Genomic DNA, 25,779 nt, shown 5'->3' with positions numbered 1-25,779 from the left:
AATTCTACTGATGTATCTTGGATTGAACAACTTAGCTTGCTTCCTATTTGCGTAGGTCTCTAAAAAAGAAAAGTAAACCAACATTTATCGAGACTTTAGTTGGGTAACGCATAGGCTCAATCCAACCTACTATTCTCTTAACTGAAACGTATTGAGTCACAAAGGACAAAGGACAAAGGACAAAGGACAAATGACAAATGACAAATGACAAATACTTCGACTTTGCTCAGTACAAGTGACAAAGAACAAAGGACAAAATTCCCATGTTAAGTGTCTTGATTTGGCTGCCGATTTTTGTTGCTATTATCATAGCAATATTACCTGGAAGTATACCGAAGCATCGCATTCGTTTAATAGCATTAATATTTTCGGGAATAGTTCTATTCTGGAACCTGTTTATCCTACTAAAATTTGATATCAGCAATCCAGGAATGCAATTTAAAGAGTATTTACCTTGGAATGAAACCCTTGGGTTGAGCTATCAAATAGGTGTTGATGGGCTTTCTATCTTGATGTTGGTGTTAAATAGCCTGCTCACCTGGATTGCTATTTACAGCAGTAGTCAAGAAACTGAACGTCCCCGGCTATTCTACTCCATGATTTTATTAGTTAGTGGAGGAGTCGCAGGTGCTTTTTTAGCAGAGAATTTGTTGCTATTTTTCCTATTTTACGAACTAGAATTAATCCCCTTCTATTTGCTAATTTCCATTTGGGGAGGGGCAAAACGGGCTTATGCTGGAATGAAATTCCTGATTTATACTGCTGTTTCGGGAGCCTTAATTCTGGCAACATTCTTGGGTATGGTATGGCTTAGTGGTTCTACCAATTTTGCTTTTGATGCAGTCTCTACAGAAAACCTCTCAACAACAAAGCAAATCCTTTTACTAGCAGGAATAGTATTAGGTTTTGGGATTAAAATTCCCTTAATTCCTTTCCATACTTGGCTACCCGATGCTTACGTTGAAGCTTCAGCACCAATTGCCATTCTTCTCGGTGGCGTGTTAGCAAAGCTGGGAACTTATGGATTGTTGCGATTTGGGTTGGGTATGTTTCCTCATGCTTGGAGCATTATTGCACCGACTTTAGCAATTTGGGGAGCAATCAGCGCCATCTATGGGGCAGTAATTGCGATCGCTCAAAAAGATATCAAGCGCATGGTAGCATACAGTTCCGTTGGTCACATGGGCTATATCTTGCTAGCTGGTGCCGCTAGTACTCCCTTAGCACTTGTGGGTGCAGTCGCCCAAATGTTCAGCCACGGTATTATTTTGGCGATTCTCTTCCACTTGGTAGGAGTTGTAGAAGCCAAAGTCGGTACACGCGAGTTAGATAAACTCAACGGTTTAATGAGTCCTATACGCGGTATACCCTTAATTAGCGCTTTATTAGTTTTAAGCGGAATGGCTAGCGCAGGTATTCCCGGTTTAACAGGATTTATTGCCGAATTTCTCGTCTTTCAAGGTAGTTTCTCTATCTTTCCCATCCCGACAATTTTGTGTGTAGTCGCTAGTGGATTAACCGCAGTTTATTTTGTCATCCTCCTCAACCGCACTTGTTTTGGCAGACTCGATAACTTCGCTTACTATCCCAAAGTTCTGTGGCCTGAAAAAATCCCCGCTTTAATTTTGGCAGTTTTCATCATCTTTTTAGGAGTACAACCCACTTGGTTAGTGCGTTGGAGTGAATCCACAACTACAACAATGGTGGCTGCAATTCCCCCCTTGGAAAAAACCGTAATCTCTGATGTCGCCCTGAAATAAAAAATACATCGAAACACTTGTAGAGACGGCGATTTATCGCGTCTCAAAATCTATCCCCCTAAACGCGAGAAATTGCGTTTCAAAACCTATCCCCCAGACGCGATAAATCGCGTCTCTATCAATACCATGACAGCAATTAAAACAGCGATTAAATTACCTCCTTCTACACATGAATTTGCCGAAGTAATTCACCGCTTAGAAGCTGGCGGTGCAATGTTACCCGATACTCCAGAAAATTTGATGCAAATCATCGGTTTATACAAAGCTTATGCTGTACCGATGGATTTCTACTGGCGCGACCTACTTTATATTGCCGAACGCGAATTTTTAAACCCGCTTCCCTTTTTTAAATACTTCTTACCCAAAGAGTATTTAGAACGGCATAATCATTATGCTGGTGATGATGCCGATTTACGAATTTGGCGCGGCGAAGCCACTGCACATCCAGAACTTTTGGCATTTCTGGAAAAGGGTGAAACTTTCAAAATGCCAAAGTTGTTGCATCACTTGTTGCACGATCGCATTAACATGGAATTTGCGGAAGCTTGTATGCGGGCGATGTTGTGGCACAGAGGGATGGGTGGACAATTTGACCCTTACCTCGATTCAGACGAATACAAAGCCAACGCCGATAGAGCAATTAAAGCTTACTTCCAAGGGAACCCCGTGATGCTGGGGCTTTACAAGCTGTTCCCCGATATGTTTTTGGAACAGTGCCGCCAGATGTCATACTACGCTAATCTGGGCTTATTCTGGGAAATCATGGCCCCAGTATTCTTTGAAATGTCCGATCGCTATGACGAAGGTACCATTAGCAGCGTCCCAGAGGCGATGAGCTTCATAGTTAATGGTATATTTGCGATCGCAGGTCGTCCCATTTACCATCACGTTTATATTCGTGGTGAATGCTACGAAATTATCCCCAAATCTAAGGGTTTCATGTGGCTATACGAAGCTGCATTACCTTATGTAGAAGCAGTTTTCTACCGCACTGCACCCTTTAGAGGCACAAAATCTTATAATGCTCAAGCGGGTCAAGTGCCGGCAGACCAAAAAGATTTTCACTATGGTATTCTTTACGCTGATGTATTCCCAGTGGGTACTGCTGGCATTCCCCCGACATTATTAATGCAAGATATGCTGCATTTTTTACCACCATATCTTGTTGATTACTACAGCCAACATTGCCGCGGTGAAGAAGATATGTTGATTCAGTTGGGAGTGAGTTTTCAACGCTCAATGTACTGTGTCACTTCTGCCGTAATTCAAGCTTTGCGAACTGCACTTTTATATCCATTAGATGACCAAAATCCCAAGCATTTACAAGCTAATCGAGACTTTTTTGAAATGCAGCTAAATCGCTTTACCCGTGCTGACTACAATATTCGTGATGCTGCTCGTTTAAGGAGCATTCAAAGTCAAGATTATCGCTAAAATATCTCCATCTAAAACCTTTGTAGAGACGTATCACTGCTACGTCTCTACATTCTTTTATCCCAGGTGTATAATAGACCTCTTGCAAAAATATGTTTTTGCACTTTTAGGGTAAAGGGTAAAGGTTAAAGGGAAAGGATTTTGAGTTTCTTTACCCTTTTCCCCCTTGCCCTTTACCCCGACAAATGCCAAGAAGTCTAAAGTAAAGCTAATAGCTATGAGTAATTTCAAATACTTACAATTTCATCGAGTGTAGCCCAAGAGGGAAGCAACCCAGCCAATGAAGGCGCTACCAAAGACTAACCATGCAGCATTGATGCGAAAGTGAATGGCTAAAATGGCTGAGACGATCGCGATCGCCAAACCGAGAAAATCTACAAATGGGGCTTGTGGTAATGTTAAAGTCGCTGTCCCCAGTTGCAGAGTAGTCACAACCATTAACGCTACAGCACTAACATTCACAGCATCCAAAAATGCTCTAGTCCAAGAAGAAGCTCGTAAGCGTGGAATTAGGGGATTTAGGGCAGCAACGAAAACAAAGGAAGGTAGAAAAATTCCGATTGTGGCAACAATTGCGCCAGGTATGCCAGCAATCACATAACCGATAAACGTCGCAGTGGAAAGTACTGGCCCAGGGGTAAATTGACCAATTGCGATCGCATCTAATAACTGCTGTTGTGTCAGCCAGCCGTATTCTTGAACTAATCCCCCTTGCAGAAAAGCCACCAAAAGGTAGCCACCACCAAACAAGACACTACCAACTTTCAGAAAAAACCAACCCAACTGCCATAAAGAAACGTTGGCGACAGTTGATGCAGTAGCTACCGATGTAGCAAGTACAGCAGATGCTTTCAAAGTCGCACCTGTGCTAAGACTAGCAATGAGAAAATTGGCTTTATCTCCTGGTTTATCGTGTTTATCGCCAGAATGTAACCAAACCATCCCCAGCAATCCCCCAATTAATAGGGCAATTACTTCATTTAATTTGAATAACAATGTCAGCAATGCCACAGCGAAAGCGATTACTAGTAATTGGCGAGTTTTCACAGCCTTTTTGGCCAAGCCCCACAGGGCATTGATGATGATTGCTAAAACAGCTGGTTTAATCCCATAAAGTAAAGGAGCAATTTGGGGTAGACTACCGTAGGCAACATAAACCCCAGCAAACCCACCAGTAATTAAAACCGCAGGTAAGACAAAACAGACGCCTGACACAATCAGCCCCAGCCATCCTGCATAAATGTATCCTATGTGGATAGCCATTTCTGTGGAATTTGGCCCAGGAATTAGGTTAGTTGCGCCCAGCAAATCTAGAAAATGCTCCCTTGTCAACCATTGACGCCGCTTAACCACTTCATCTTCAATCATGGCAATATGAGCAACCGGGCCCCCAAAGCCGATGACGCCCAATTTAAAAAACAGGTTGGCGAGTTCACCCAAACGACTTGGTGCTGAGTTAGTCATTTTTGCTTGGCAATATACTTTTCAAGTAAGAATTGCTTGAGGTGGGGTTGTTCTAAATTTAAACCAAGCTCTTGCGCTTTCTGACTAATTTCCTCATAAGTCAAACCTTCACTAATAGCATTGGCAATCAAGGCGATACCACTAGCCCTTGCTCCAGCAGCACAGTGAATTAAAATTGGTTTGGGTAAGTTCTCAATCTCCTGAATTGCTAACTCTGTTTGCTCTTGATTTGCTTCTGAAGGCTTTAATGGCACATTAGCATATTGCAGTCCAGCCGCTTCAGCTTGCTGCTGCTCGTCACTGAGAAAACCAGCTTCATCGGGATAACGCAGGTTCAGCACTGACTTAAATCCCTCTTGGGCTGCCTGTTTTAACTCTTCAGAAGTTAGTTGGGGAGCAGCGCTCAAGTCGTGACTAACTTTTTTAGTGTTGCTCATAATCTTTAAACACACTATTTTCGATAGCTTTATCGTAGTTTATTATGTAGATTATTTATAGAGCAATTTTTGTAGGGTGCTTTAGCCTAAAATACAAATGCCTTGACTACTATATATATAATTGATCGCTTCAACGAAATAATCAGACTCAAAAGGCTGCGATCGCTCTACTTAAATTTAAAAAGCCCTGATAAAAGTTCAGGGCTTTGCTTTATATGCGGTTTATTAAATGCCAGCCTAAAATTTGTGCTAGCGCTTTTCTATATAATTAATTATCCCTGAATCGCTTGCTTAAAGATAGCGGAGAACTACCCAATTTTTACCTGGGTAGCTATTTAATAAAGTCTTTAGATTTGTATGTATCTTCACTGTGCGCTCGCTTCTTGGTAAAATTCCCCTGTCCTTAAGGCTGAACTTGGCGCAGTCGGCGCTCCAGAAAGCGGCGTTCGCTGTCATTTGTAACCAGCATAAGCGCGATCGCGTAACTCTCTGCGGCTGACGCTGAAGCTCCGATGCGGCGCAGCATCTCGGCACGGGTGGCGTGAAATAGATGATAGTCATGAAGTTGGGGAGCAAGCCGATCAATGAGTTCGAGGGTTGTCTGAGGACTTTCTATCATTGAGATCGCCACCGCCCGATTCAGCGACACAATCGGCGAGGGCTGCAAGCTCTCAAGCAAATCATAGAGGCGGACAATTTGTAACCAGTCCGTTTCTTCTGCTTGTGCTGCTTGACAATGTAGTGCCGCGATCGCTGCTTGCACTGCAAACGAACCAATATCGCCCCGCAATGCCTCTTCCACGAGCGGTAGCGCCTCAGCAATCTGCTGTTGATTCCAGCGACTGCGATCCTGATCTTCGAGCAACACCAGATCGCCTGCCTCATCCAAACGGGCATCGCGTCGGGAGTCGTGCAGCAACATCAGCGCCAAGAGTGCAGTCACTTCTGAGGGCGGTTGCGGTGCCATCAACGTCCTTACGAGGCGAGCCAGCCGAATCGCTTCTGTACAGAGGTCAGCCCTCATCATCGTCTCGCCCCTAGTCGTCGCGTAGCCCTCATTGAAAATCAGATAGATCGCCGTCAGTACTGCGTCTACCCGCACAGACAGATCGGTTGTGTCCGGCACTTTATAGGGAATACCTGCATCCCGAATCTTGCGTTTGGCGCGTACCAGTCGTTGCGCCATCGTTGTCGTGGGCACGAGAAACGCCCGCGCAATTTCGTCTGTTTCAAGTCCGCCCAGCAGCCGCAGCGTCAAAGCAACCTGCGCCTCGATCGCCAGTGCTGGGTGGCAGCAAGTAAAGATCAGCCGCAGCCGATCGTCTGGAATTTCGTCTGTATCGTAAGTTGGCTCCTCGCGGGTTGGGATTAACCCAGAGGCGGCGTACCATTCCAATTTTTCCGTCAGCCGTGTCCGCCGTCGGAGGCGATCGATGGCTTTGTATCGGGCTGTTTTGACGATCCACGCACGGGGGAGATCGGGCACGCCGCTCGATTGCCATTGATTCACGGCGGCGATAAAGGCTTCCTGTACCGCTTCTTCAGCTACATCGAAATCCCCCACCAAACGGATGAGGATGGCGACGATCCGCCCCCATTCAGCCCGGTAAAGGGAGGCGATCGCTTGTTTTACGTCTGTTTTTGCGTTTGGGATCATACCTGAATTGAAGGAGGCAGGGGGCAGGGGGCAAGGGGCAGGGGGCAGGGGGCGGTTTTTCTCTTTTCTTCGATAAAAATTTTTGGCGAGGTGTCGATTTGAGTTAGCGCCGTTCGACTTACTAACAAAGGGAAACAAGGGAGGTATACCCAGATCGTACTAAAGGATAAAAATTTTTGGCGGAGTGTCGATTTGAGTCAGCACCGTTCGACTTATTAACAAAGGGAAGTAACAACGGGAAATAAAGGAGGCAACCCGATGAAATATTTGCTGCTGATTTACCTGGAGGAAAATGCCCTGAGCCAAACCGAACGGGAACATTGTTATGTTGAATCCGCGCAGCTGGCACAACAACTCAACTCGAAGGGGCAATATCTTGCAACCGCCCCACTCCACCCTGTGGCAACTGCAACCAGCGTTCGGGTGCGCGACGGCAAACCACTAATAACTGACGGGCCGTTTGCAGAAACTCGCGAACAATTGGGCGGTTTTTTTCTGATTAATGCTCAGGATCTCGACGAAGCGATCGCGATCGCTTCGCGGATTCCAGGCGCGCACGTCGGCACCGTTGAAATTCGACCTGTGATTGAAGTTGCAGGCTTGCCAGAAAATTCGTAACTGCACTCAACCTCAACCCAAAAGGAGAGATGACAATGACAACTAAAAACGCGATCGCCACTAACGAAGTTCAGATTCGCCAACTAATTGCCGAGCAACAACGCGCCATCTGCGCCAAGGATGTTGAGCAAATCATGTCTCACTATGCCAACGAGATTATCGTCTTCGATGTTAAACCTCCTTTCCAAACCCAAGGAAAAGATGCTTGGAGTCAAGTGTGGAAAGAATGTTTGCCTTACTTCCCCGACACCTTTGAGATTGAAACACGAGACCTGAAGATTACCGCTAGTGAAGACCTTGCGGTTGCACACTGGCTATTTCGCTTCACAGGAAGCCAAGACCATCCGGCAATGCAGACCTGGATGCGCGTCACCTCTGTCTGCCAGAAAAATCAAGGCGAATGGCAGATATTACACGAACATCTCTCGGTTCCATTCGATCCAGAGACTTCTCAAGCTGTATTCACCTTAAACCCATAGCCCAATCTACTGAGCCAAGGCAATGAAACTCAATCCTTATCTCATGTTCAACGGCAACTGTGAGGCAGCGTTCAAGTTATATGAACACTGTCTTGGCGGCAAAATTGTCATGATGATGACCCACAAAGATGCGCCCTCAGCCGAGCATATACCTGCCGAATGGCATGACAAAATCATGCACGTCTGCCTCGATCTGGGCGATCGCCTCTTGATGGGGTCTGACAGTCCGCCTGGATATTTTGAAACACCCCAAGGCTTTTACGTGCAAATCAGCGTTGACGAGCCAGGGGAGGCAGAACGCATCTTTCATATCCTGGCAGAAAACGGAAAAGTGAAAATGCCGATCGATCAAACCTTTTGGTCTGTCCGCTTTGGGATGTTGGTCGATCAATTCGGTATTCCGTGGATGGTCAATTGCCAGAAAACTGCTTGACTTGTGGGGAGGCGCTTATAGGCGTCTTCCCTAGAGTAAAACCTCAGCACTTTTTCGCCAATCCTTTACTGTGCAATAATTCAAAAGAAGAACCCATGAGTACTCAAATTTTCGTTAATCTGCCAGTCAAAAACCTCAATCAATCGATCGAGTTCTTTACTCAACTCGGCTTTGAGTTTAATTCTCAATTCACTGACGAAACTACCACCTGTATGATTGTGTCCGAAAACATTTTCGTCATGCTCTTAAACCATGAAAAGTTTAAGACGTTTACTCCCAAAGAAATTTGTGATGCCACAAAAAGCACAGAAGTGCTTGTGTGTTTATCTTGTGATAGCCGAGAACAAGTTGATGAAATGATTCGCAAAGCTGTCGCCGCTGGTGGAACAACCTACAATGAACCGCAAGATCACGGTTTTATGTATGGACATGGATTTGCTGACTTAGATGGCCACATTTGGGAAATTATCTATATGGAGCCAAGCGCAATAAATCAAGGTTGATTGCAGACATCTAAATCATATCATGTCCGGTTGAAGACTTATCATTTAAAGGGCAGTTCTTGCAGGGGGCAGGGGGCAGGGGGAAAGAGACTTTTGGGATTTTTGCACAGATACGGTAATCATAAGTGATTAGCCGGACATGATATAATACTGCAAGTAAATAGGGCACGCGGTAGGGACGCAAGGCCTTGTGCCCCTACGATAGGTGTGGTTCAAAGATAGCCGTAGTCACACAAGTTAGAACATTTAGAAAGAGTGAATGCGAGAGTTAGCAATAGTTTTACCTCCAGCAAGAACTGCCTTCTGCTATACACGAATAACTGCTGTAATACACAAATGCAAATATTCCTACCTTCTTCAACTAGCTCTTTGCCGCAGATGTCGCCCATCAAAGCCTTGCTTAATCCAATCCAAACATTCATATTCAGATTTGAATAACTTTGGAGCTGCAATATTATTTAATAGCTCTGGTGGATAATGGTCATAAAAATATTTGTCTCCTTCTTGGAAGATGATAATCAAATTGTTCCGATAAACATAGCGAGACTTAAAACTATCCCCCCGATGAACAAACTCGGAATTTCGATCGATATGCTCTTTAGCAATATCAATGATGTTACTAACGTCACTTCCATAGATTTCTGCTGGATTTTCTGCTTTATGAAATTTGCTTCTGTGCCCAATTTCAGATAGCATTTTATACGAATAAATTTCGTAATTATCGGCTTTGCCAAAAACAAATGGAATTATGAGATATCCTTTATATGAGACTGAATTTTCATAAAGAAGACGACTCATCTCAACCTCCTTTGGTAGAACTGCTCTGAAAAAATTTTTCTTTAACAGAAAAGTATTACAACCCTAATTATCTACTAAATACGATCGCCATAAACTGAGTTGATTAGGGGGATACTCAAGGTTATTCCAAGGTAAGGGGGGAACTGGTGTACCGCTCTGTTCTAATAGCTGTTGGAAGTGACGGGCTGTATTGGGCGATCGCGCTTCTATTGGACAATGGACAAAGAAATAAATTCGCACTCCCATCTGTAACCATTGCTGAATCTGCCTTACCCACTCTTCCATAAATGGCTGATTCACTGATAAATTCGGATGAGAAATAAACCGAATCAGAGCAAAAGGTGCTGTCACACTCAATTGCAACGGTAATTTCGGTTTACGCCGTTCCGATTGCAACTGGGGGTCATCATCTCCAGTGTAAATCGGGCGCGAGTCTAACAATACTCGTCCGACACCTAAATTTTCTAAAAGCGCTGTCAAATTACTAGCATGGGGTTCCTTGAACCAGTCGGGATGCCGAACTTCCACTGCTAGGGGTGCTTCTGTACGTGGCCAAGCTTCTAGAAAGTTGGACAAATCATCAAGTAATGCAGGTGCATAGCCCGGTGGTAACTGGGCAAAAATTGGGCCAAGATGCTTACCTAAAGGGCGCATCGCCTCCAGAAATTTTAAAGCAGCTGGAATATAAGGTTTCAGCAATCCTTGATGGGTAATATCTCGTGGTAATTTTAGACAAAATTCAAAACCTGTTGGTGTTTCGGCAGCCCAACGAGTTACAGTTTCTTGCTTAGGCACGGCATAAAAGGTCGTGTTACCTTCTACAGTGGTGAAGCGACGGCTGTAGAGATGGAGAAAATCAGCAGTGGGAGTACCTTGGGGATAGAGTTCGCCTACCCAACCTTTATATGCCCAAACAGCACAACCGATAAAAAAGTTCACAATGCCTAAAAGCCTCGATGTATCATATTTAATTCTACACGCAGATTGTAGGGATAGATAAAGCTAGGTCAGATTCCCGACTTGTGAAAAAAAAATCACAGATTTTTTATCAAAATGCTTGATTGCTTTCTCATTTCAGTAGATTTAGCAAGCAAAAAGGCACATTGCTTTCTCAAAATGCTTGATTGCTTTCTCATTTCGGTAAATTCAGCAAGCAAAAAGGCATATTGCTTTCTCAAAATGCTTGATTGCTTTCTCATTTCGGTAGATTCAGCAAGCAAAAAGGCATATTGCTTTCTCAAAATGCTTGATTGCTTTCTCATTTCGGTAAATTCAGCAAGCAAAAAGACATATTGCTTTCTCAAAATGCTTGATTGCTTTCTCATTTCGGTAGATTCAGCAAGCAAAAAGGCATATTGCTTTCTTATTTCGGTAGATCGCGTACTCATTGTAGTGTTTTAGGCAAGCAAACAGGCATATAGCAGTTTTCAATTGGATTGCATAGGAGTCATTTATGCACCAATACGTTTCAGTTAAGGGTTATACCAATTTGAAAAAAGAATGCGACAAATAGATCCCACATTCCGCACCCAAAAGTGGCACACAGAGAAAGCAGTAAGTAAATCAAGAATCTTAGTAAAAATTGAGACAATTAATATCCAGGAGCAAAGTTAGTAGCCAGAATCAGGGTAAAAGTCAAAAAATAAATAAAATTAGCACTCCATAAGCTTCCCAGAATGAAAAACTAAAAATAGTTGATGGAATGTAGTGTGAAAATGAATTTGCCCTTGAATATTGAGGTAAAAAATCTAGATCACCTGGGGATAGTAGCAGGAATCATCGATGAAATAGGGCTGGTATCCCAAATAAATAAAATACTCGGACAGCACCCACAAGAAAAGGTAAGTGGGGGTCAGGCGGTTAAAGCAATGATATTAAATGGGTTAGGTTTTGTATCAGGAACGTTATATATGTTTCCTAAATATATGGATGGCTACGCCTGTGAACATCTGTTAGGAGAAGGGATATTACCAGAATATTTAAACGATGACAGATTAGGAAGAGTATTAGACCAATTATATTTGAAGGGATTAAGTGAAATCTTCACTCTAATAGCGTTAGCAGCAGTAAAAAAATATGGAGTAGAGTTGTCATCATTGCACTTGGATTCAAGTTCAATGCACCTACATGGAGAATATGAAACAGGCTTACCAGAAGTAGTGTTTGAAAAAAATACAATCACAGAGAATGAAAATAGAGAAATAGAAGTAGCACCACAACCAATAAGTATTACCTATGGTTATTCAAGAGATCATAGACCAGACTTAAAACAATTTATTATAGAGTTAATCTGTAGTAGTGATGGGGATATTCCCATCTTTTTAAAAGCAGCGTCAGGAAATCAATCAGATACGAAAACTTTTGCGAAGACTCTCGTGAATTTTCGAGAAAATATTGATATAGATGCGTTAATGGTAGCAGACAGCGCATTATATAGTGCCGAAAACCTGAATTTGATGAAAAACCTCAAATGGTTATGCAGAGTACCATTGACAGTGGGGTTAGCTAAGCAAATACTATTAGAAATAGACTCCAAAAATTTCATCCAAAGTGAAATAACAGGTTATTCATATATAGTCAAGTCTAGTAACTATGCTGGTATCGAACAAAGATGGCTGATAGTTGAAAGTCAAGAACGCAAAAAAGCAGATTCTAAACAGCTGATGCGCCGTGTTCAGCAAGCTCAAATAAATGGTCATCAAAAGCTCACGAAATTATGTAATGAAGAATTTGCTTGTCATCGAGATGCGAAAAAAGCGGCATTACATCTATCAGAGCAATTAAAATATCATTGTTTGACTGAAATTAAAATATCTAAAAAACAGTTAAAGCCTCAAATTAAGAGCAAAAATAACTCTCAGACTGATTGGAAATATTGCTATCAAATTTCAGCGCAGCTAGAAGAGGATAAAGAGGCAATCGAAATAGAAAATCGCGCTTCGGGAAAATTTATTTTAGCAACTAATGTTATCCATGAATCCCAACTCAGCCACTCAGACATGATTAAAGAATATAAAGCTCAACAATCATGTGAGAGAGGATTTGCGTTTCTCAAAGACCCTTTATTCTTGACAGACAGCATATTTCTTAAGTCAAGGGAGCGCATTGAGGCATTATCAATGATTATGGGGTTATGTTTGTTAATTTATACTTTAGGTCAAAGACAGTTACGTGAAAGTTTATTAGCTCAAAATCAAAAAATAAAAAACCAATTAGGTAAACTCACATACCGCCCGACTCTCAGATGGATATTTCAATGTTTTCAAGGTATTCATTTATTAATTATTAATGGGGCCTCACAAATATTAAACCTCTGTGATGAAAGATTATCGATATTACAATTCTTTCCTAACGCTTGTCAGCGCTACTATTTGTTAATTTGATTTTCATTTTAATCAAGCATAATTTTTATCAATTTTTGTGAGTTACTCAATGATAGTACTCTACTTTTTTCTGCCGGATTTTTTATACTGATTTATTTTACTCCTCACTCCGGCTTAATTTTTAACTTTTCATCCTTCACAGTTTGGTTTTGAGTCAAAAACTGGCTACAAAATTTACGTCTCATTTCTTTTGTGACAGTTCTGGTGCGGAATGTGGGATAGATCATTTGTAGAAACGCGATTTATCGCGTCTTTAGCCAAGGATATGTTGCAATCATTAATTGAATTGGTATTATTAGTCTGGATAACTGGTTTTTTAAGACGCGATCGATAAATCGCGTCTCTACATAAGGGTTTTGGTGTTATGGCGCAACCTCAGTTATTGATAAATTGAGCCATCAGGCATAATTGCCCCTGCTAAATTAGTTCCAACTAATTTAACCAGAAGCCGCTCACCAGAGCGAATCCGCGCTCCCGTCAAGTCGGCTCCTCGCAAGTCGGCTCCACTGAGATCCGCTCCAATCAAATTAGCAGCGCGTAAATTCGCCTCCCTGAGATCGGCTAAAAGTAGATTTGCCCGAAATAAATTTGCTTCAGATAAATTTGCACCTCTGAGGTTGACTTTGTGCATAAAAGTATCGCTGAGATTAGCACCGCTCAAATTGGCATAACTCAGATTTCTGCCAGATAAGTCTTTATTACTCAAATTTGCCCGACTGTAGTCTTTGCCACTCAAGTCTGGGTTTTGCTTTGGTGGCCGCTGGATTGTTTGAGATGATTTTTCCTGTTGAGGTGGCGGTGAGTTAGGTGAGTTAAATGTAGTTTGAGGTTTGGTTTTTAGAGAGCGCAACTTTTCACGAGCTTCATTTATAGCTTTTAGCTTGTCTTGCGCTTTCTGCTGTAAACGGAGATTGTCTTTGGGAATGCGATCGGGATGCCAAACAAAAACTAAATCTTTGTAAGCCTGGTTCACTTCTTCAAGTGTAGCCCCAGGCTCTAATTCCAAAATTCTATAGTACCGCTCCAGATCGCTCATACGATATTTTGGTGGACAATCAACTTAATTATGAGTGATGGAGTCATTTATACGCTGCATCATTTGTTATGGATTATGGGGCATTGGGCATGGGGCATTGGGCATTGGGCATGGGGCATGGGGCATTGGGCGTTAGGAGTGCTGAGTAATGAGTAATGAGTAATGAGTTAGGAGTAATGAGTTAGGAGTTAGGAGTAATGAGTAATGAGTTAGGAGTTTTGTTTATCTCCTTGTCCCCTCACTCCCTCACTCCCTCACTCCCTCACTCCCTCACTCCCTCACTCCCTGCTCCCCTGCTTTCCTGCTCCCCTGCTCCCTCATCTCCCCATCTCTCCATTTCTCCATCGAGCGATCGCTCGAAAATATGCTGCAACTGGAATCTGATAGACTTCAATATAAATCCAAACAATAATTGATAAATGTGATAAGAAGGTTAATATTGTCCAAATATATGGCATCCAGGTAATGGGTTCTTTCAGATTAGCAGGAAAATAGTAAGCTACTATACCAATTAGAGTAGTGGGAAGAATTATAAAAACTGCTGCTGCTAATCCATAACCCCAACCTAATTCCACGCCTTCCAACTGGCCTTCTGTCCAACTAAACCCATTCCAACGCCAAGTTAAAGGTGGTTGCCTAGAAGGCATCTTGATTTGCTGTTGCTCTAAGTTGACTGTAAAAATCTCTTGACAAAAGTCACAAGCCATAGCTTCCATCAATGGCATGTGAGAAATCTTACCTATTCGACAGACTGGGCAGGGGTAAGCTCCATAATAGTCGAAAGATTGGGTTAAGATTTTGGAACTGGGCATAATGAGACAGATGATCCTAAAAAATTGATCTGGTGAATGAGAACTTGGTCAATAATGTATGGCGGTTGTCAATTCCCTGCAATAAGCTTTCGTAAGATGAAGTCTGGAGAATTATATATTTTAACTTTTCAATCCTGGCTTTTTCTTCTGAGGTTATATAACTATTGCGATCTTTAATGACAAGCCCTTCTCTACGAGAGGCTGCACTTCGACTCATTTCGGCTACGCGGTAGTTGAGCGCAGTCGAAACTCAATGACCAACGCTCTGTTACCACGCCAACGGGTTCGGAGGTGACGCTCGAAGACTCGCTTGCCGCCGACGCTATCGCAAGATGCTCGCAAGCTCGCTTGCCGCCGGCGCTAACGACGGGAATCGCCATCGCTCTTAGCGTCTCCCCTTCTCCCAAAGGGAGAGGCTAGCGCCAAGGGAGAAGACTGCGACCCCCTCACCGCTTTTTTCGTCTACGCAAATAAGCAACTAGTACAATTAGAACAGAGCGTGATTTTGAATTGTGCAAAGCGTTATTAGTCTTAATCCCCAGAGTTGTACTGAGTCTATCGTTTTTTTATAGTTTGTGCAGGTCTTGACAAAGCCCACTCTTCCTGCTAAGTTTACGTTAGATAGGTATATTTCTGAAGTTTCCCAGCAAAAAGCCCGCAAATGCTTAACACAAATTCCTACTTTTATTTTTGGTTTAGGGTGGTTCACCGGGGGTGAATTAAGTTTCCTAATGGAAACCGCCCGGTGAACCGCAGAGCAAACTCTGCGGTTTTTGTTTTTTTAAGGAGAATTTCATTGTCATGACTTATTTCATTAGCTGGTTTTATGGCTTTTACTTTTGGCCCAGAATAAATTCCGGGTAAATAGCGTCATGCCAATGAATCAGAACGCGCCCGGAACCTTGGTTTCGGGCTTTTTTGTTGTTATTTGAGAATGCAAAAGAAAGGCGCAAGGGAGAAATCAATTCAAACATTTTAGAACTTCTGCCTCCTGCCTGGTTGTTGAGTTTCGACTACGCTCAATTGCCGCGTAGTCGAAACACTGCCCCTTGCCTCTTTCCCAATACTTAATTTTTCAGGAAAATATAACCATGATTAATGCCAAACTTGCTGCACAAGCCCATCTCAACCACCAGACAATCGTTAAAATCTCGAAAGAAGTCGCTTTCGGCGGTAAAGAACTGGTAATTATCGGCGGGCCCTGCACTGTTGAAAGCTTAGAACAAATGGAGATAGTCGCCCAAAGGCTATCTACTGCATCAGTACAGGGGTTGCGTGGCGGTGTCTACAAACCTCGCACATCTCCCTACGCTTTCCAAGGTATGGGAGAGTCAGGATTAGAGATTTTAGCTAGGGTGCGATCGCATTACAATATGCCAGTTGTTACGGAGGTGATGTCAATTTCTCAAATTGAAGTAGTCGCCGCCCACGTTGATATGCTGCAAGTTGGTAGCCGCAATATGCAAAACTTTGATTTGCTCAAAGCTTTGGGACAAGCTGGTAAACCAATACTACTCAAACGTGGTTTAGCAGCGACTATTGAAGAATTCGTCATGGCTGCTGAATATATCCTCAGCCACGGGAATCCTGATGTGGTGTTGTGCGAAAGAGGTATTCGCAGTTTCGACGATTACACCCGTAACGTCCTAGATTTAGGGGCAGTGGCAGCACTCAAGCAAATAACTCACTTGCCTGTAATTGTAGATCCTTCCCATGCCGTCGGCAAACGGGAGTTAGTCGCACCTGTAGCTAGGGCTGCGATCGCTTGCGGTGCAGATGGATTAATTATTGAATGTCATCCAGAACCAGAAAAATCTGTTTCTGATGCCCGTCAAGCACTTTCTTTAGAAGATATGGTGCATTTAGTTGATAGTTTAAAGCCTGTAGCTACAGCCGTTGGGCGCAGTATATCAGATGTTGGGGCGGGTTTATCACCTGCCCCGATTTTTTGGGCGGCTTAAATTTCAGCTTCAAGCGTTGTTTACCGCCGTAGGCGATCGCTTCAATGTCTCAGCCAAAATATTTCTTTTGGGTTGAGGGCAAACAGCGATCGCTTTCGTAAAATCAACTTGTTACTCCAGCGATTGCATTTGTTCTCATTCTATATATAAATCTAACTTATCGTTTTAACAAATAAGACTATTTGATTTTATTCTCTAAGTCGTTTTATCCTGAAATCAGTAGATATTTTAATTTTTGCTAAATCATCTAAAGAAGTTTTAGTATACCGATCTTTAAACTTTGAAAACCAAAAGAAGGACAATAACTAAATGCTAGAGCAGCAGATTGATTGCCCCATAAAACCTAAGACAAGTGCAATGATTATGAAACTTTTTCAAATCACTCTAGTGGTCTTAGTACTTTTGATTAACTTAGCAGTTGCTTTTCCCTCTTGGGCAGACAGTACGCCTTCTTTAACTAGCAATCCTAACAACTTTCAAGTTGGGCAAAAAGTGATTTGGCTTTACAAGCCGCGCACAGATTCTAGCGATATCCAAAGAATTCCTGCTGAAATAGTCAAGTTAAGTTCCAAGCAAGTGCAAATCAAGATTTACAAACATAACAACGAATTTGTCAATCGTTGGGTGAATCCAAACAAGCTTGAGAATTCGACAAAAATTAAATAGTCAGTAGTCATTTGTCCTACCCTGCGGGTTCGCCCTTGGCGTTCTCGAAGAGTAGCCGCTAGGGCGTCTATGTCATTTGTGATTACAAAGAACAAATGACAGCCAACTCCAAAAATATTTCACAAATGATTTAGGCCTGCTATAGTTAAAACTCCCTTATATGGGTTTCGTTTTCATAATTAGGATCTTCAGTACCGAGCAGTTTGTCCCAGAACGTAAAATACAAACCGTAGTGTACTTTATACTTGCGATGATGTATGGAATGATGCATAGAACCAATAAGCCACTTTTCAATCCAGTAACTTTTAGATGAGGAGGGAAATAGCTCAAATCCAAGATGAGTAAACACTGCCCATACTGTCATAGTTATAAGTGCGGCAACTAAGGTGACGAAATGCAGGGGAACTATGAAGCTTACACCGACAAAAAAAAGTGCTTGTACAATTGCTTCTGGTAAGTCGAAGGCAGAAGAACTCCAGGGTGTTGGCTCTCCTGAACGGTGGTGTCCAAAATGCATCCATCTAAAAATTCTAGGATGGTGAAACATCCGATGGATAAAATAAAAATAAGTATCTTGAAGAATTAGTACTGCAATAAAGCTAACTATTAAATACCACAGTCCGTATTTCCAGATATCAGCGTATAGCAGGGTTGCTCCCAAATTATACTCTGAGATCATAAATGCTCCAGAAATAGCAAAAACTACTGTGGAGATTACTGATAATTCAATATCATTTTTAATGGAACAATTCATCAACGGTTTCAAACGCAAACTCTTGTTGGCAAGAGACTTTCCTAAAACTAAATAAAAGAGCAAGTATGCTCCGCCAGCAATCAGAAAGTATCGGGCAAGAGTGATGCCGAAGAAGAAAAAGCAATAATACCAAAATGAGTGATTCGTCAATTAGACCCATCCGTAAGATTAATTTGGTGAAATGAAAATGCTGATTATGTCCAATTTTTTGGTCTTCATTACCAAAAATAACCAAATTAAGATTTAATTTGTTAATCGACAAAATCCACTGCTTATTTTACAGCATCAAGTAGTTCAAATAATATATATTAACTTTTGTTAATAAAAACTAAACTAATTTTATTGCATATATAAATATAAATTATTAGTATTGATAAAAAAAGGTTCTTAATTGACTGAAATTGTAGTAAATAGCTAATTTGTAACTAAGTTACAATTTATTTAAGTTGTTTGTTTATATTATATATTTCAACAACAATTGAATTGATTTTTAACCATTGTGTTCTTTAACACCTAAAAAAACTTTTAAATCACTTTTCCCTCAATACGCTTGGGTTAAGGGCTAATGGCAAAAATTTTGGGTTTTGGAGACGCGATAAATCGCCGTCTCTACAAGTGTTTTGGTCTTATCTGGACTGTATTGACTTTTGCTTACGTCTACTTTTTATAAATTAATTTGCTATGGATTTTGTTCTACTTTTCTAGACTCCAGCCCAAGGCTACGGCTACTTCCGCAGCTAATTCGAGAGGATTGAATGGTTTAGCGATCGCGCTAATCGTTCCCATCTGATTATAGCGACGGCGATCGGAAGCCTGGATTTTAGCAGTTAACAAAATTACTGGAATCGCTTTGGTTAATGGATTGGCTTGTAACTTTTCAAAGGTAGTGATACCATCCATCTCTGGCATCATCACATCTAGTAAAATTGCATCTGGTTGGTAAGTCTCAGCTTTAATTATGCCTTCTTGGCCAGAACTCGCAGTCATTACTTTCCAGCCTGCGACTGTTTCCAAGCAAATCTTGGCAACTTCTTGAATATACTGCTCGTTATCAACCACTAGAATTTGCTTTGTTGTCATCACTGCTATCCTCTTGTTGGTTCGGGGTAATGCTCTGAAGTAATTTCATCACCCGTTGTTCAAATTCCTTAGTAGTCACACGCCCGTTGCTCAAAAATTCTGCATTTGGACTTAGTTGGCTATTTGTAGTTGGCTCGTAACTACTATGAACTAAGGGAATGTTAGAAGAGTCTTCTAAATCAGGATTTTGGAAAGCCCTAAATAATGGCAGAGTGACGTAAAAAGTGCTACCTTCACCTAATACACTTTCAGCCCAGATGCGTCCGCTGTGTTGTTGCATAATACTCTTGCAAATTGCCAAACCTAAACCAGTGCCATCATGGTTACGTGAATCTGAAGAGTCAACTTGTTGAAAGCGCTCAAAGATACTCTCAAGTTTGTCTGTTGGGATACCGCGGCCGGTATCTTTGACTGTCAACAAAACTTCATTTTCTTGTGGTTGCGCCCCCAACCAAACTGTAGATCCAGCAGACGAGAATTTAATGGCGTTACTCAATAAATTGGTCAATGTTTGGACAATGCGATCGCAATCTGCCAATACTTGGCCAGATATAGCAGAAACAGATACTTTCACTCCTGCTTTGTCAGCCAGAGGCTGCATGACATTTACTGCTTGAACGATCAAATCAACAATATTGCAGATTTCTGGTTCCATCTTCGCCTTACCCGACTCGATGCGCTCAATGTCTAGGATGTCGTTGATTAAACGTACTAGGCGTTCGCTGCTATCAGTCGCAATTTGCAGTAGGCGTTTTCCCTGCTCTGAGTTTGTTGCTAGCAAACCACTGGCTAGCATTCCTAGAGAGCCGTGAATCGAAGTTAAAGGTGTGCGGAGTTCATGACTAACAACAGAGACAAATTCATCTTTCATACGTTCAATTAGTTTGCGCTCTGTGATATCTCGTAAAATAACCGTATAAAATATCTCCTCAGCCATCTCTATTTTAGAGATAGAAGCCTCCGCTGGAAATTCAGTACCATCCTTGCGGCGTCCGTAGATTTCACGCCGTTCTCCCATCCGACGGGCAACATTGGGAGATTGTCCAAAGTCAACCACATGTTGACGATGCGCTTGAAAAAAGCGCTGCGGTAAAAGTAAATCAAGTCCTTGTCCAATCACTTCCTGGGCCGAGTAGCCAAAAATCTTCTCTGCTCCTTGATTAAATAAAGTGATGCTTTGGAACCCGTTAATGGAAATAATTGCATCATCAGCAATATCTAAAATTCGTGCAAATCGGGCTTGAGAGAACAGTAATTCTCCCTGTGTCCGTTGACGTTCATCAAGTTGTGACTGCAACTGTTGATTCACCCGAATTAACTCAGCAGTGCGCTCTGCTACTCGCAATTCCAGTTCGTTGATGGCTTGTAAATTGAGAGATGAGGGAGGTGAGGGAGACAAGGGAGATGAGGGAGACAAGGAAGACAAGGGAGAACTAAGTTCTCCTGCTCCCCCTGCCCCCTGCCCCGGTGCCTCCCTGCCTCCCTGCACGACGCGCTGCCGCAATTTCATCCGTTCTAAGCGATTGACGATCCGGGTTACTAGTTCTGGCCCAACAATAGGCTTACTTACAAAGTCATCAGCACCAACACTAAACACTTGATTTACCATCTCGCCATCGCTATGCACAGTCAGGAATAGAATGGGTAATTCACACCAGCGCGAATCGTTGCGTACTAATTGGCAAAGTTCTATACCATTTGTATAAGGTAATTCCACATCCAGAATCAGCATATCTGGCGTAACTATTTCCAAGATTTCCCAGAACTGACGCGGATCTTCAAGAGCGATCGCTTTTAATCCCCAAGGACTAAGTAAGGTTTGTAAAAATGCCTGAATTTGCGGATCGTCATCCACAACCAATATTTTAGTTTCTGCATCGAGGTGATTTTGCAGTGGTTGTGTGACTTTTTCTAAAATTTGTGGGGTTGGTGATGCAGATATTATCGCTGTGTCGTTTCCGTCAATTTCCCGACGCAATAACTTTACCCAACTTTCGAGGTTGCTAATTTCAGATTGACTCAAAGTTTGACCAGAACTCAGTAACAATTCGATATTGCGTGCTAATTTTGAGCCAAGAGGCAAGCCAAAAGTACCTAAAGATCCCGCCAAGGTATGCGCCTCTTTGGCTGCAAGCGATCGCAATTCGAGATTTAAACTATTTTGGTTTAAAGTTGCGATCGCTTCCTCCAGCACCCGCACCTGCTCGTCTACCCGCTTTTGAAATCGTTGCCAAATTTCCGCAACTGCCATTAATGTTTGCTGTTGTGATTTGAGATTAGGAACCAAAGATTTTTCACGCTCTAATTCCCCCTTGCCCCCCTGCTCCTCTGCTCCTCTGCTCCTCTGCCCCTCTGCCCCTCGGTCACTGAGCGTAGCCGAAGTGCTGCCCTTCTCCTCTGCCAGTGATTTCAGCCGATAGCCAATACCGTAAACTGTTTCAACTAAATCACTGGGCGCTCCTACAGCTTTGAGTTTGTGTCGTAACCCTTTGATATGGGTGCGAACAGCTTCTTCTTGTGGAGTGTCTTCATAACACCACAGATGTTCTAAAATCATGCCGCAGCTAAACACCCGGCGAGTATTTCGCAAAAATAGTTCTAAAAGAGCATACTCTTTGGGAGTAAGTGCTAGCAGATTTCCAGCATACATCACTTCACAGCTACTAGGGTCTAGCCGCAACCCACCATACTCCAGCACAGGTTGCGAGGTTACGCCTTTGCGACGCAACAGTGCCCGAACACGAGCAATTAACTCTTCTGCATCAAAGGGTTTAACTACGTAGTCATCTGCGCCTGCATCTAGTCCGATCGCTTTCTCATGACTACTATCGCACCCTGTCAATAACAATATTGGCATTTGCAGACCACTAGACCGAATTTGACGACAAAGACTAATGCCATCCAGTTTGGGCAACACTACATCTAGGAGGATTAAATCATAATCGTAAGTTTGAATAAAATTCCAAGCAGTATCACCATCATTGGCAACTTCAACTGCGTAGTTTTGGTTAGTTAAAACACAGGTGAGTGAATATGCACTTAACTCATCATCTTCAACAACTAAAATTTTCATGTTAAAAGCTTTTCAAGTTAAAATGGATATAACAGATAACAAGTAATCAACTTAAATGGCAAGTCCAATATAATATCAATACTTATTTTTAAAGCATCTTCCAAAAGGTCTATATTTGCAATTTTAAATCATTAACAAATATCAATATTGATTAATTTTAATTGGATTTTCTAGCTACCTGCCCAAGAGCAGATGGTATGGAGAAAAAAACATTTTCCAGAGTATACTACCTTACTTACAAGTTTTTCTAGTACAGAGAGGCTTAGATCCAAAACTTTTTCAAGAAGCCAGGGATCTTTTTGTTGGTAACTCCTGCACGAATTGCTATAGTTTAACGCCATCACACGAAATCCCCGTTATTGTAGGGGCGTACAGCCGATTTATGTGTTGCAAAGATTTTTGGAAATAGTGCTATGTATGTTGAGGTAGGAGCAGTGTCCTTCTCTTGCCTTGCTCGTTCGTTCGTGCAACTTACCACAAGAAAGGACTGATAAAACTCTCAATACGCTACAACAAAAAAAACCCTCTGCTAAACCTGTGAAAAAACGAGTAACACTCACCTTCCCAAAACGCGCCGTGCAAATGCCAGTCACTTACGTACTGGCTAAAGAGTTCAACGTCGCTGCTAATATTATCCGCGCCCAAGTTGCCCCAAATCAAATTGGCAAATTGGTAGTGGAATTATCGGGAGACATCGATCAATTAGATGCAGCGATCGAGTGGATGCGATCGCGTAATGTTAATGTTTCTTCGACGTTAGGCGAAATTGCGATCGACGAGGATGTGTGTGTCCACTGTGGCTTGTGTACTGGGGTTTGTCCTACCGAAGCCCTCACCCTCCAGCCAGAGACATACAAGTTGACATTCACGCGATCGCGCTGTATCGTCTGCGAACAGTGTATCCCTACCTGTCCCGTACAAGCAATTTCTACTAACATTTAATAATCTAAAATCCCAAAACCAAGAGCGAAGTTAGCCCAACTTAAACACATCCGCCATTACACTATCATCACCCACCAGCCTACTTTTTGCTGGAGAATCATAAACTACCAATAGCGAAGGTATACCAGCTACATCCTGAAACAGCGTCATTCCTTCAGCGTGTTCTTCCCGATTCCCATAAGGAATATCTTGCACAAAATCGGGATTGCTGAAAACATTTTCTCGCATATTCACACCATTTACCCAACGATAAACTTGCACGGGGCCATCTAAATCCATCGTTGGCCCAGCTAAAATCAACAAATCTTGCTCATCTACATACAAATCTCGAATTCCCAAACCATTCAACCAGATAAAATGCTTTTTATATAACTCCTGCAATTCCCCAATTTGCTTTAGTTTCATCAATCCAGAGGTAGAATCTTCTAACTCTATTTCCAGCACCACAGCCCAACCTCGCAATACAGGCCCGCGCAAACCCAGAAAGACACGGTTTTGATAAATGCCTATACCTTCAATATCAAAGCCATTATCCTTTCCCGGAATTGCTGCTTGAATAAACGAGCCTAAATGGGCATCATCTGCTAAAGCTGTCATCAGCAAATTACCCTGATTCGTCACCTCTAATTTACTGGCAGTTAATTGCACATCTGGCTTTTCAGGATGTGGGCAAGATGAGAATAGCTTACCGTCTATTAGAGGAATTCGTCCTAAAATGTAACGGTTAGGTTCTGATTCAATTTTTGCTAGCCTTTTAAAATTTTTAGCATCTGTATTTTCGGGGTTGAATTTTTTCCGTTTGTAGCTGTGAGAACCAACAAACCATAAGTAATTATCCGCGTAAGCCAGTCCTTCTATATCAATTTCTTCCTCTTCTGGTGCAGGTAAATCGATAAATTCTGCTACACCAAATTGTTGATGATCTGTAAATTTATCAGTATCAACCAAAGAGAGACGCTCAATAGTTGAAGTTTCATCTGACCCTAACCATAAATACTTCTGATGTGTGAGTAGCAGTGCTGATAAATCTTCTCTATGCTCTTTAAAAGAATCTGCAAAAGTCAATAAAACTTGATTTAGCAAATGTAACTTTGACATTTTAAATTATATTGATATTTACAAATATATTAGCCATGTTATTATAATATATAACTTGATGAGCGAAAAATCGGATTCTCAAAACTATAGCTCATATCAACTTAAGGGGATGAAATATTGTCAACCTTTGATAGATACTGCATATTTATAAAATCAAATGCAACTATCAATAGTCATAGGCATACCTAACAATTCTCATACCTAAAAAACTTTCAAAAGTATATGCAATTTATCAAATAATCTTGTTATTATGCAATAACTTCGTGAGGTAATAATTCAGATAAATTATGAAATTAGCTACACAAACTACAGTAAAAACTCTCGGTGACTACGCCTACCAAGCGATTGAAAAACACTTTAAGAAAACCTTGAAGTGGGAAAAGTCAGTGAAGAAAGATGAAGATCCAGAAGCACTGCACCAAATGCGAGTAGGAATGCGCCGCCTACGGACAGCGGTAACTCGGTTTGGGCTAGCAGTGGATCTGTCGAAACCAGTCAGCGATAAAAATATTGGTAAAATAGCTCGTCGTCTTGGTAATCTGCGAGATTTAGACGTACTTAAAGAAAGTTTGGAAAACAATTATAAACCAAACTTACCCCGCAAAGAACAGGAATCTCTGCAAACAGCTTTTACAGCTTTGGCAAAACAACGTGAAGATGTAGAATCGAGCGTGCAGAAAACATTAAACGATGAATCTTACAAGTCTTTAAAAGATGCATTGGATAAGTGGTTAGAAAAACCTACTTATCAACCTTTGGCATCTATTGCCATTCAGCAAGTATTACCAGACTTACTTTTACCAGAAGTGAGTAACTTCTTATTGCATCCAGGTTGGTTAATTGGGACTGAAATTGTAGAATCAGAAGTGAAGATCCAGAAAAACTGGAAGCCAAAAAAGGTAGAAAAACAATTGACAACAGAAGGTGAAAATCTTCATAGTTTGCGAAAAGAAGCTAAACGTATACGCTATCAAATGGAGTTATTTACTGACTTATATGGTGAGTCTTACGAAGCTTATATTACAGAAGTGAAAAATATCCAAGAAATTTTGGGTACGATGCAAGATAGTGCCGTATTAACTGACTGGCTTGGAGATGTATATAAGTCAGAAATTCACGCTGAGTTGCCCACCCTTGCTAATTTATTAACTGAAAATCGTTACCAGTCGTGGCAGCAATGGCAACCTTTGCAAGAACGGTATCTGAAAACTGAAACCAGACATAGTTTTCATTTAACAATACTGCACCCACTTTCAGGAGTAATCAGTTAAAAGTTACTCTTTGTTGAGAAAAGATTGGACTAACAAACGGCAATGTCAGTAATTACGTTCTTCACCATGCTCCTTGTTCTTCTAAATCAAAGCAAGATTCTGAAACTTTGATTGAGTCAA

General features: G+C 41.8%; 24 protein-coding genes. 12 read left to right on the top strand and 12 right to left on the bottom strand.

The window, feature by feature from the left end:
• Positions 1-263: 263 nt before the first annotated feature.
• Complete coding sequence (locus ACR5KR_RS28165; protein ID WP_448268789.1) at positions 264-1,760, top strand: NADH-quinone oxidoreductase subunit M; 1,497 nt, start codon at positions 264-266, stop codon at positions 1,758-1,760.
• Between the two features lie 126 nt (positions 1,761-1,886).
• Entirely contained in the window at positions 1,887-3,194 is a 1,308-nt protein-coding gene (locus ACR5KR_RS28160; protein ID WP_445632223.1) for a CO2 hydration protein, read from the top strand.
• 243 nt (positions 3,195-3,437) lie between these two features.
• Here ACR5KR_RS28160 and chrA read toward each other — a convergent pair whose 3' ends face one another.
• The 3 genes from chrA to ACR5KR_RS28145 form a co-directional block, all read right to left on the bottom strand.
• The gene (chrA, locus tag ACR5KR_RS28155; protein ID WP_448268788.1) at positions 3,438-4,658 is read right to left on the bottom strand and encodes a chromate efflux transporter; all 1,221 of its coding nucleotides are present in this window, start codon (positions 4,656-4,658) and stop codon (positions 3,438-3,440) included.
• Positions 4,655-5,095: a beta-lactamase hydrolase domain-containing protein gene (locus ACR5KR_RS28150; protein ID WP_445628525.1), complete on the bottom strand. Its 441-nt coding sequence runs from the start codon at positions 5,093-5,095 to the stop codon at positions 4,655-4,657. Before ACR5KR_RS28150 ends, chrA begins: the two co-directional genes overlap by 4 nt.
• Positions 5,096-5,498: 403 nt before the next feature.
• Positions 5,499-6,752: an RNA polymerase sigma factor gene (locus ACR5KR_RS28145; RefSeq protein WP_448268787.1), complete on the bottom strand. Its 1,254-nt coding sequence runs from the start codon at positions 6,750-6,752 to the stop codon at positions 5,499-5,501.
• A 258-nt stretch (positions 6,753-7,010) separates the two neighbouring features.
• On the opposite strand from ACR5KR_RS28145, the gene ACR5KR_RS28140 reads away from it, so the two are divergent.
• The 4 genes from ACR5KR_RS28140 to ACR5KR_RS28125 all read left to right on the top strand — a co-directional run bounded on the left by ACR5KR_RS28140 (position 7,011) and on the right by ACR5KR_RS28125 (position 8,785).
• Complete coding sequence (locus ACR5KR_RS28140; RefSeq protein WP_448268785.1) at positions 7,011-7,370, top strand: YciI family protein; 360 nt, start codon at positions 7,011-7,013, stop codon at positions 7,368-7,370.
• A gap of 35 nt (positions 7,371-7,405) precedes the next feature.
• Positions 7,406-7,849 (top strand): YybH family protein, encoded by a 444-nt coding sequence (locus tag ACR5KR_RS28135; protein ID WP_448268784.1) that lies wholly within the window; start codon positions 7,406-7,408, stop codon positions 7,847-7,849.
• A gap of 22 nt (positions 7,850-7,871) precedes the next feature.
• Positions 7,872-8,282, top strand: a complete 411-nt coding sequence (locus tag ACR5KR_RS28130; RefSeq protein ID WP_448268782.1) for a VOC family protein — start codon at positions 7,872-7,874, stop codon at positions 8,280-8,282.
• A 95-nt stretch (positions 8,283-8,377) separates the two neighbouring features.
• The gene (locus tag ACR5KR_RS28125) at positions 8,378-8,785 is read left to right on the top strand and encodes a VOC family protein (protein WP_445628519.1); all 408 of its coding nucleotides are present in this window, start codon (positions 8,378-8,380) and stop codon (positions 8,783-8,785) included.
• 357 nt (positions 8,786-9,142) lie between these two features.
• Here ACR5KR_RS28125 and ACR5KR_RS28120 read toward each other — a convergent pair whose 3' ends face one another.
• From ACR5KR_RS28120 to ACR5KR_RS28110, 3 genes are all read right to left on the bottom strand, one after another.
• Positions 9,143-9,583 carry a hypothetical protein gene (locus ACR5KR_RS28120; protein ID WP_448268781.1) on the bottom strand — a complete coding sequence of 147 codons (441 nt, stop codon included), beginning with the start codon at positions 9,581-9,583 and terminating at the stop codon, positions 9,143-9,145.
• Positions 9,584-9,646: 63 nt separating this feature from the next.
• A complete protein-coding gene (locus tag ACR5KR_RS28115; protein WP_448268780.1) occupies positions 9,647-10,522 on the bottom strand; it encodes a DUF72 domain-containing protein in 876 nt (291 codons plus the stop codon).
• Positions 10,523-10,617: 95 nt separating this feature from the next.
• Positions 10,618-10,971 (bottom strand): hypothetical protein, encoded by a 354-nt coding sequence (locus tag ACR5KR_RS28110; RefSeq protein ID WP_445628516.1) that lies wholly within the window; start codon positions 10,969-10,971, stop codon positions 10,618-10,620.
• 327 nt (positions 10,972-11,298) lie between these two features.
• Between ACR5KR_RS28110 and ACR5KR_RS28105 the strand changes: the two genes are divergently transcribed.
• On the top strand, positions 11,299-12,966 hold the full coding sequence (locus ACR5KR_RS28105) for an IS1634 family transposase (RefSeq protein WP_448270067.1): 1,668 nt from the start codon (positions 11,299-11,301) through the stop codon (positions 12,964-12,966).
• Between the two features lie 379 nt (positions 12,967-13,345).
• On the opposite strand, the gene ACR5KR_RS28100 is transcribed toward ACR5KR_RS28105, so the two are convergent.
• Positions 13,346-14,002, bottom strand: coding sequence for a pentapeptide repeat-containing protein (locus ACR5KR_RS28100; RefSeq protein WP_448268779.1), 657 nt, complete (start codon positions 14,000-14,002; stop codon positions 13,346-13,348).
• A gap of 30 nt (positions 14,003-14,032) precedes the next feature.
• Here ACR5KR_RS28100 and ACR5KR_RS28095 point away from each other — a divergent pair, with 30 nt between their 5' ends.
• Positions 14,033-14,158, top strand: a complete 126-nt coding sequence (locus ACR5KR_RS28095) for a hypothetical protein (protein ID WP_448268777.1) — start codon at positions 14,033-14,035, stop codon at positions 14,156-14,158.
• A gap of 161 nt (positions 14,159-14,319) precedes the next feature.
• Here ACR5KR_RS28095 and ACR5KR_RS28090 read toward each other — a convergent pair whose 3' ends face one another.
• Complete coding sequence (locus tag ACR5KR_RS28090) at positions 14,320-14,814, bottom strand: hypothetical protein (RefSeq protein WP_094347731.1); 495 nt, start codon at positions 14,812-14,814, stop codon at positions 14,320-14,322.
• 1,091 nt (positions 14,815-15,905) lie between these two features.
• Between ACR5KR_RS28090 and aroF the strand changes: the two genes are divergently transcribed.
• Positions 15,906-16,775, top strand: a complete 870-nt coding sequence (aroF, locus tag ACR5KR_RS28085; RefSeq protein ID WP_448268775.1) for a 3-deoxy-7-phosphoheptulonate synthase — start codon at positions 15,906-15,908, stop codon at positions 16,773-16,775.
• A gap of 357 nt (positions 16,776-17,132) precedes the next feature.
• Entirely contained in the window at positions 17,133-17,441 is a 309-nt protein-coding gene (locus tag ACR5KR_RS28080) for a hypothetical protein (RefSeq protein WP_448268773.1), read from the top strand.
• Positions 17,442-17,586: 145 nt separating this feature from the next.
• Here the strand turns inward: ACR5KR_RS28080 and ACR5KR_RS28075 are convergent, their stop codons facing one another.
• The 3 genes from ACR5KR_RS28075 to ACR5KR_RS28065 form a co-directional block, all read right to left on the bottom strand.
• Positions 17,587-18,345: a sterol desaturase family protein gene (locus ACR5KR_RS28075; RefSeq protein ID WP_448268772.1), complete on the bottom strand. Its 759-nt coding sequence runs from the start codon at positions 18,343-18,345 to the stop codon at positions 17,587-17,589.
• A gap of 543 nt (positions 18,346-18,888) precedes the next feature.
• Complete coding sequence (locus ACR5KR_RS28070) at positions 18,889-19,275, bottom strand: response regulator (protein ID WP_448268771.1); 387 nt, start codon at positions 19,273-19,275, stop codon at positions 18,889-18,891.
• Positions 19,247-22,348 (bottom strand): response regulator, encoded by a 3,102-nt coding sequence (locus ACR5KR_RS28065; RefSeq protein ID WP_448268770.1) that lies wholly within the window; start codon positions 22,346-22,348, stop codon positions 19,247-19,249. Before ACR5KR_RS28065 ends, ACR5KR_RS28070 begins: the two co-directional genes overlap by 29 nt.
• Positions 22,349-22,885: 537 nt before the next feature.
• Between ACR5KR_RS28065 and ACR5KR_RS28060 the strand changes: the two genes are divergently transcribed.
• A complete protein-coding gene (locus ACR5KR_RS28060; protein WP_094347724.1) occupies positions 22,886-23,290 on the top strand; it encodes an NIL domain-containing protein in 405 nt (134 codons plus the stop codon).
• Positions 23,291-23,320: 30 nt separating this feature from the next.
• On the opposite strand, the gene ACR5KR_RS28055 is transcribed toward ACR5KR_RS28060, so the two are convergent.
• Positions 23,321-24,388, bottom strand: coding sequence for a DUF3616 domain-containing protein (locus ACR5KR_RS28055; protein ID WP_445628509.1), 1,068 nt, complete (start codon positions 24,386-24,388; stop codon positions 23,321-23,323).
• Between the two features lie 287 nt (positions 24,389-24,675).
• On the opposite strand from ACR5KR_RS28055, the gene ACR5KR_RS28050 reads away from it, so the two are divergent.
• The gene (locus tag ACR5KR_RS28050; RefSeq protein WP_448268769.1) at positions 24,676-25,659 is read left to right on the top strand and encodes a CHAD domain-containing protein; all 984 of its coding nucleotides are present in this window, start codon (positions 24,676-24,678) and stop codon (positions 25,657-25,659) included.
• Positions 25,660-25,779 lie beyond the last annotated feature (120 nt).

This window comes from Nostoc sp. DSM 114159 (assembly GCF_053470285.1).
This window is presented reverse-complemented; position numbering and strand designations above follow the sequence as displayed.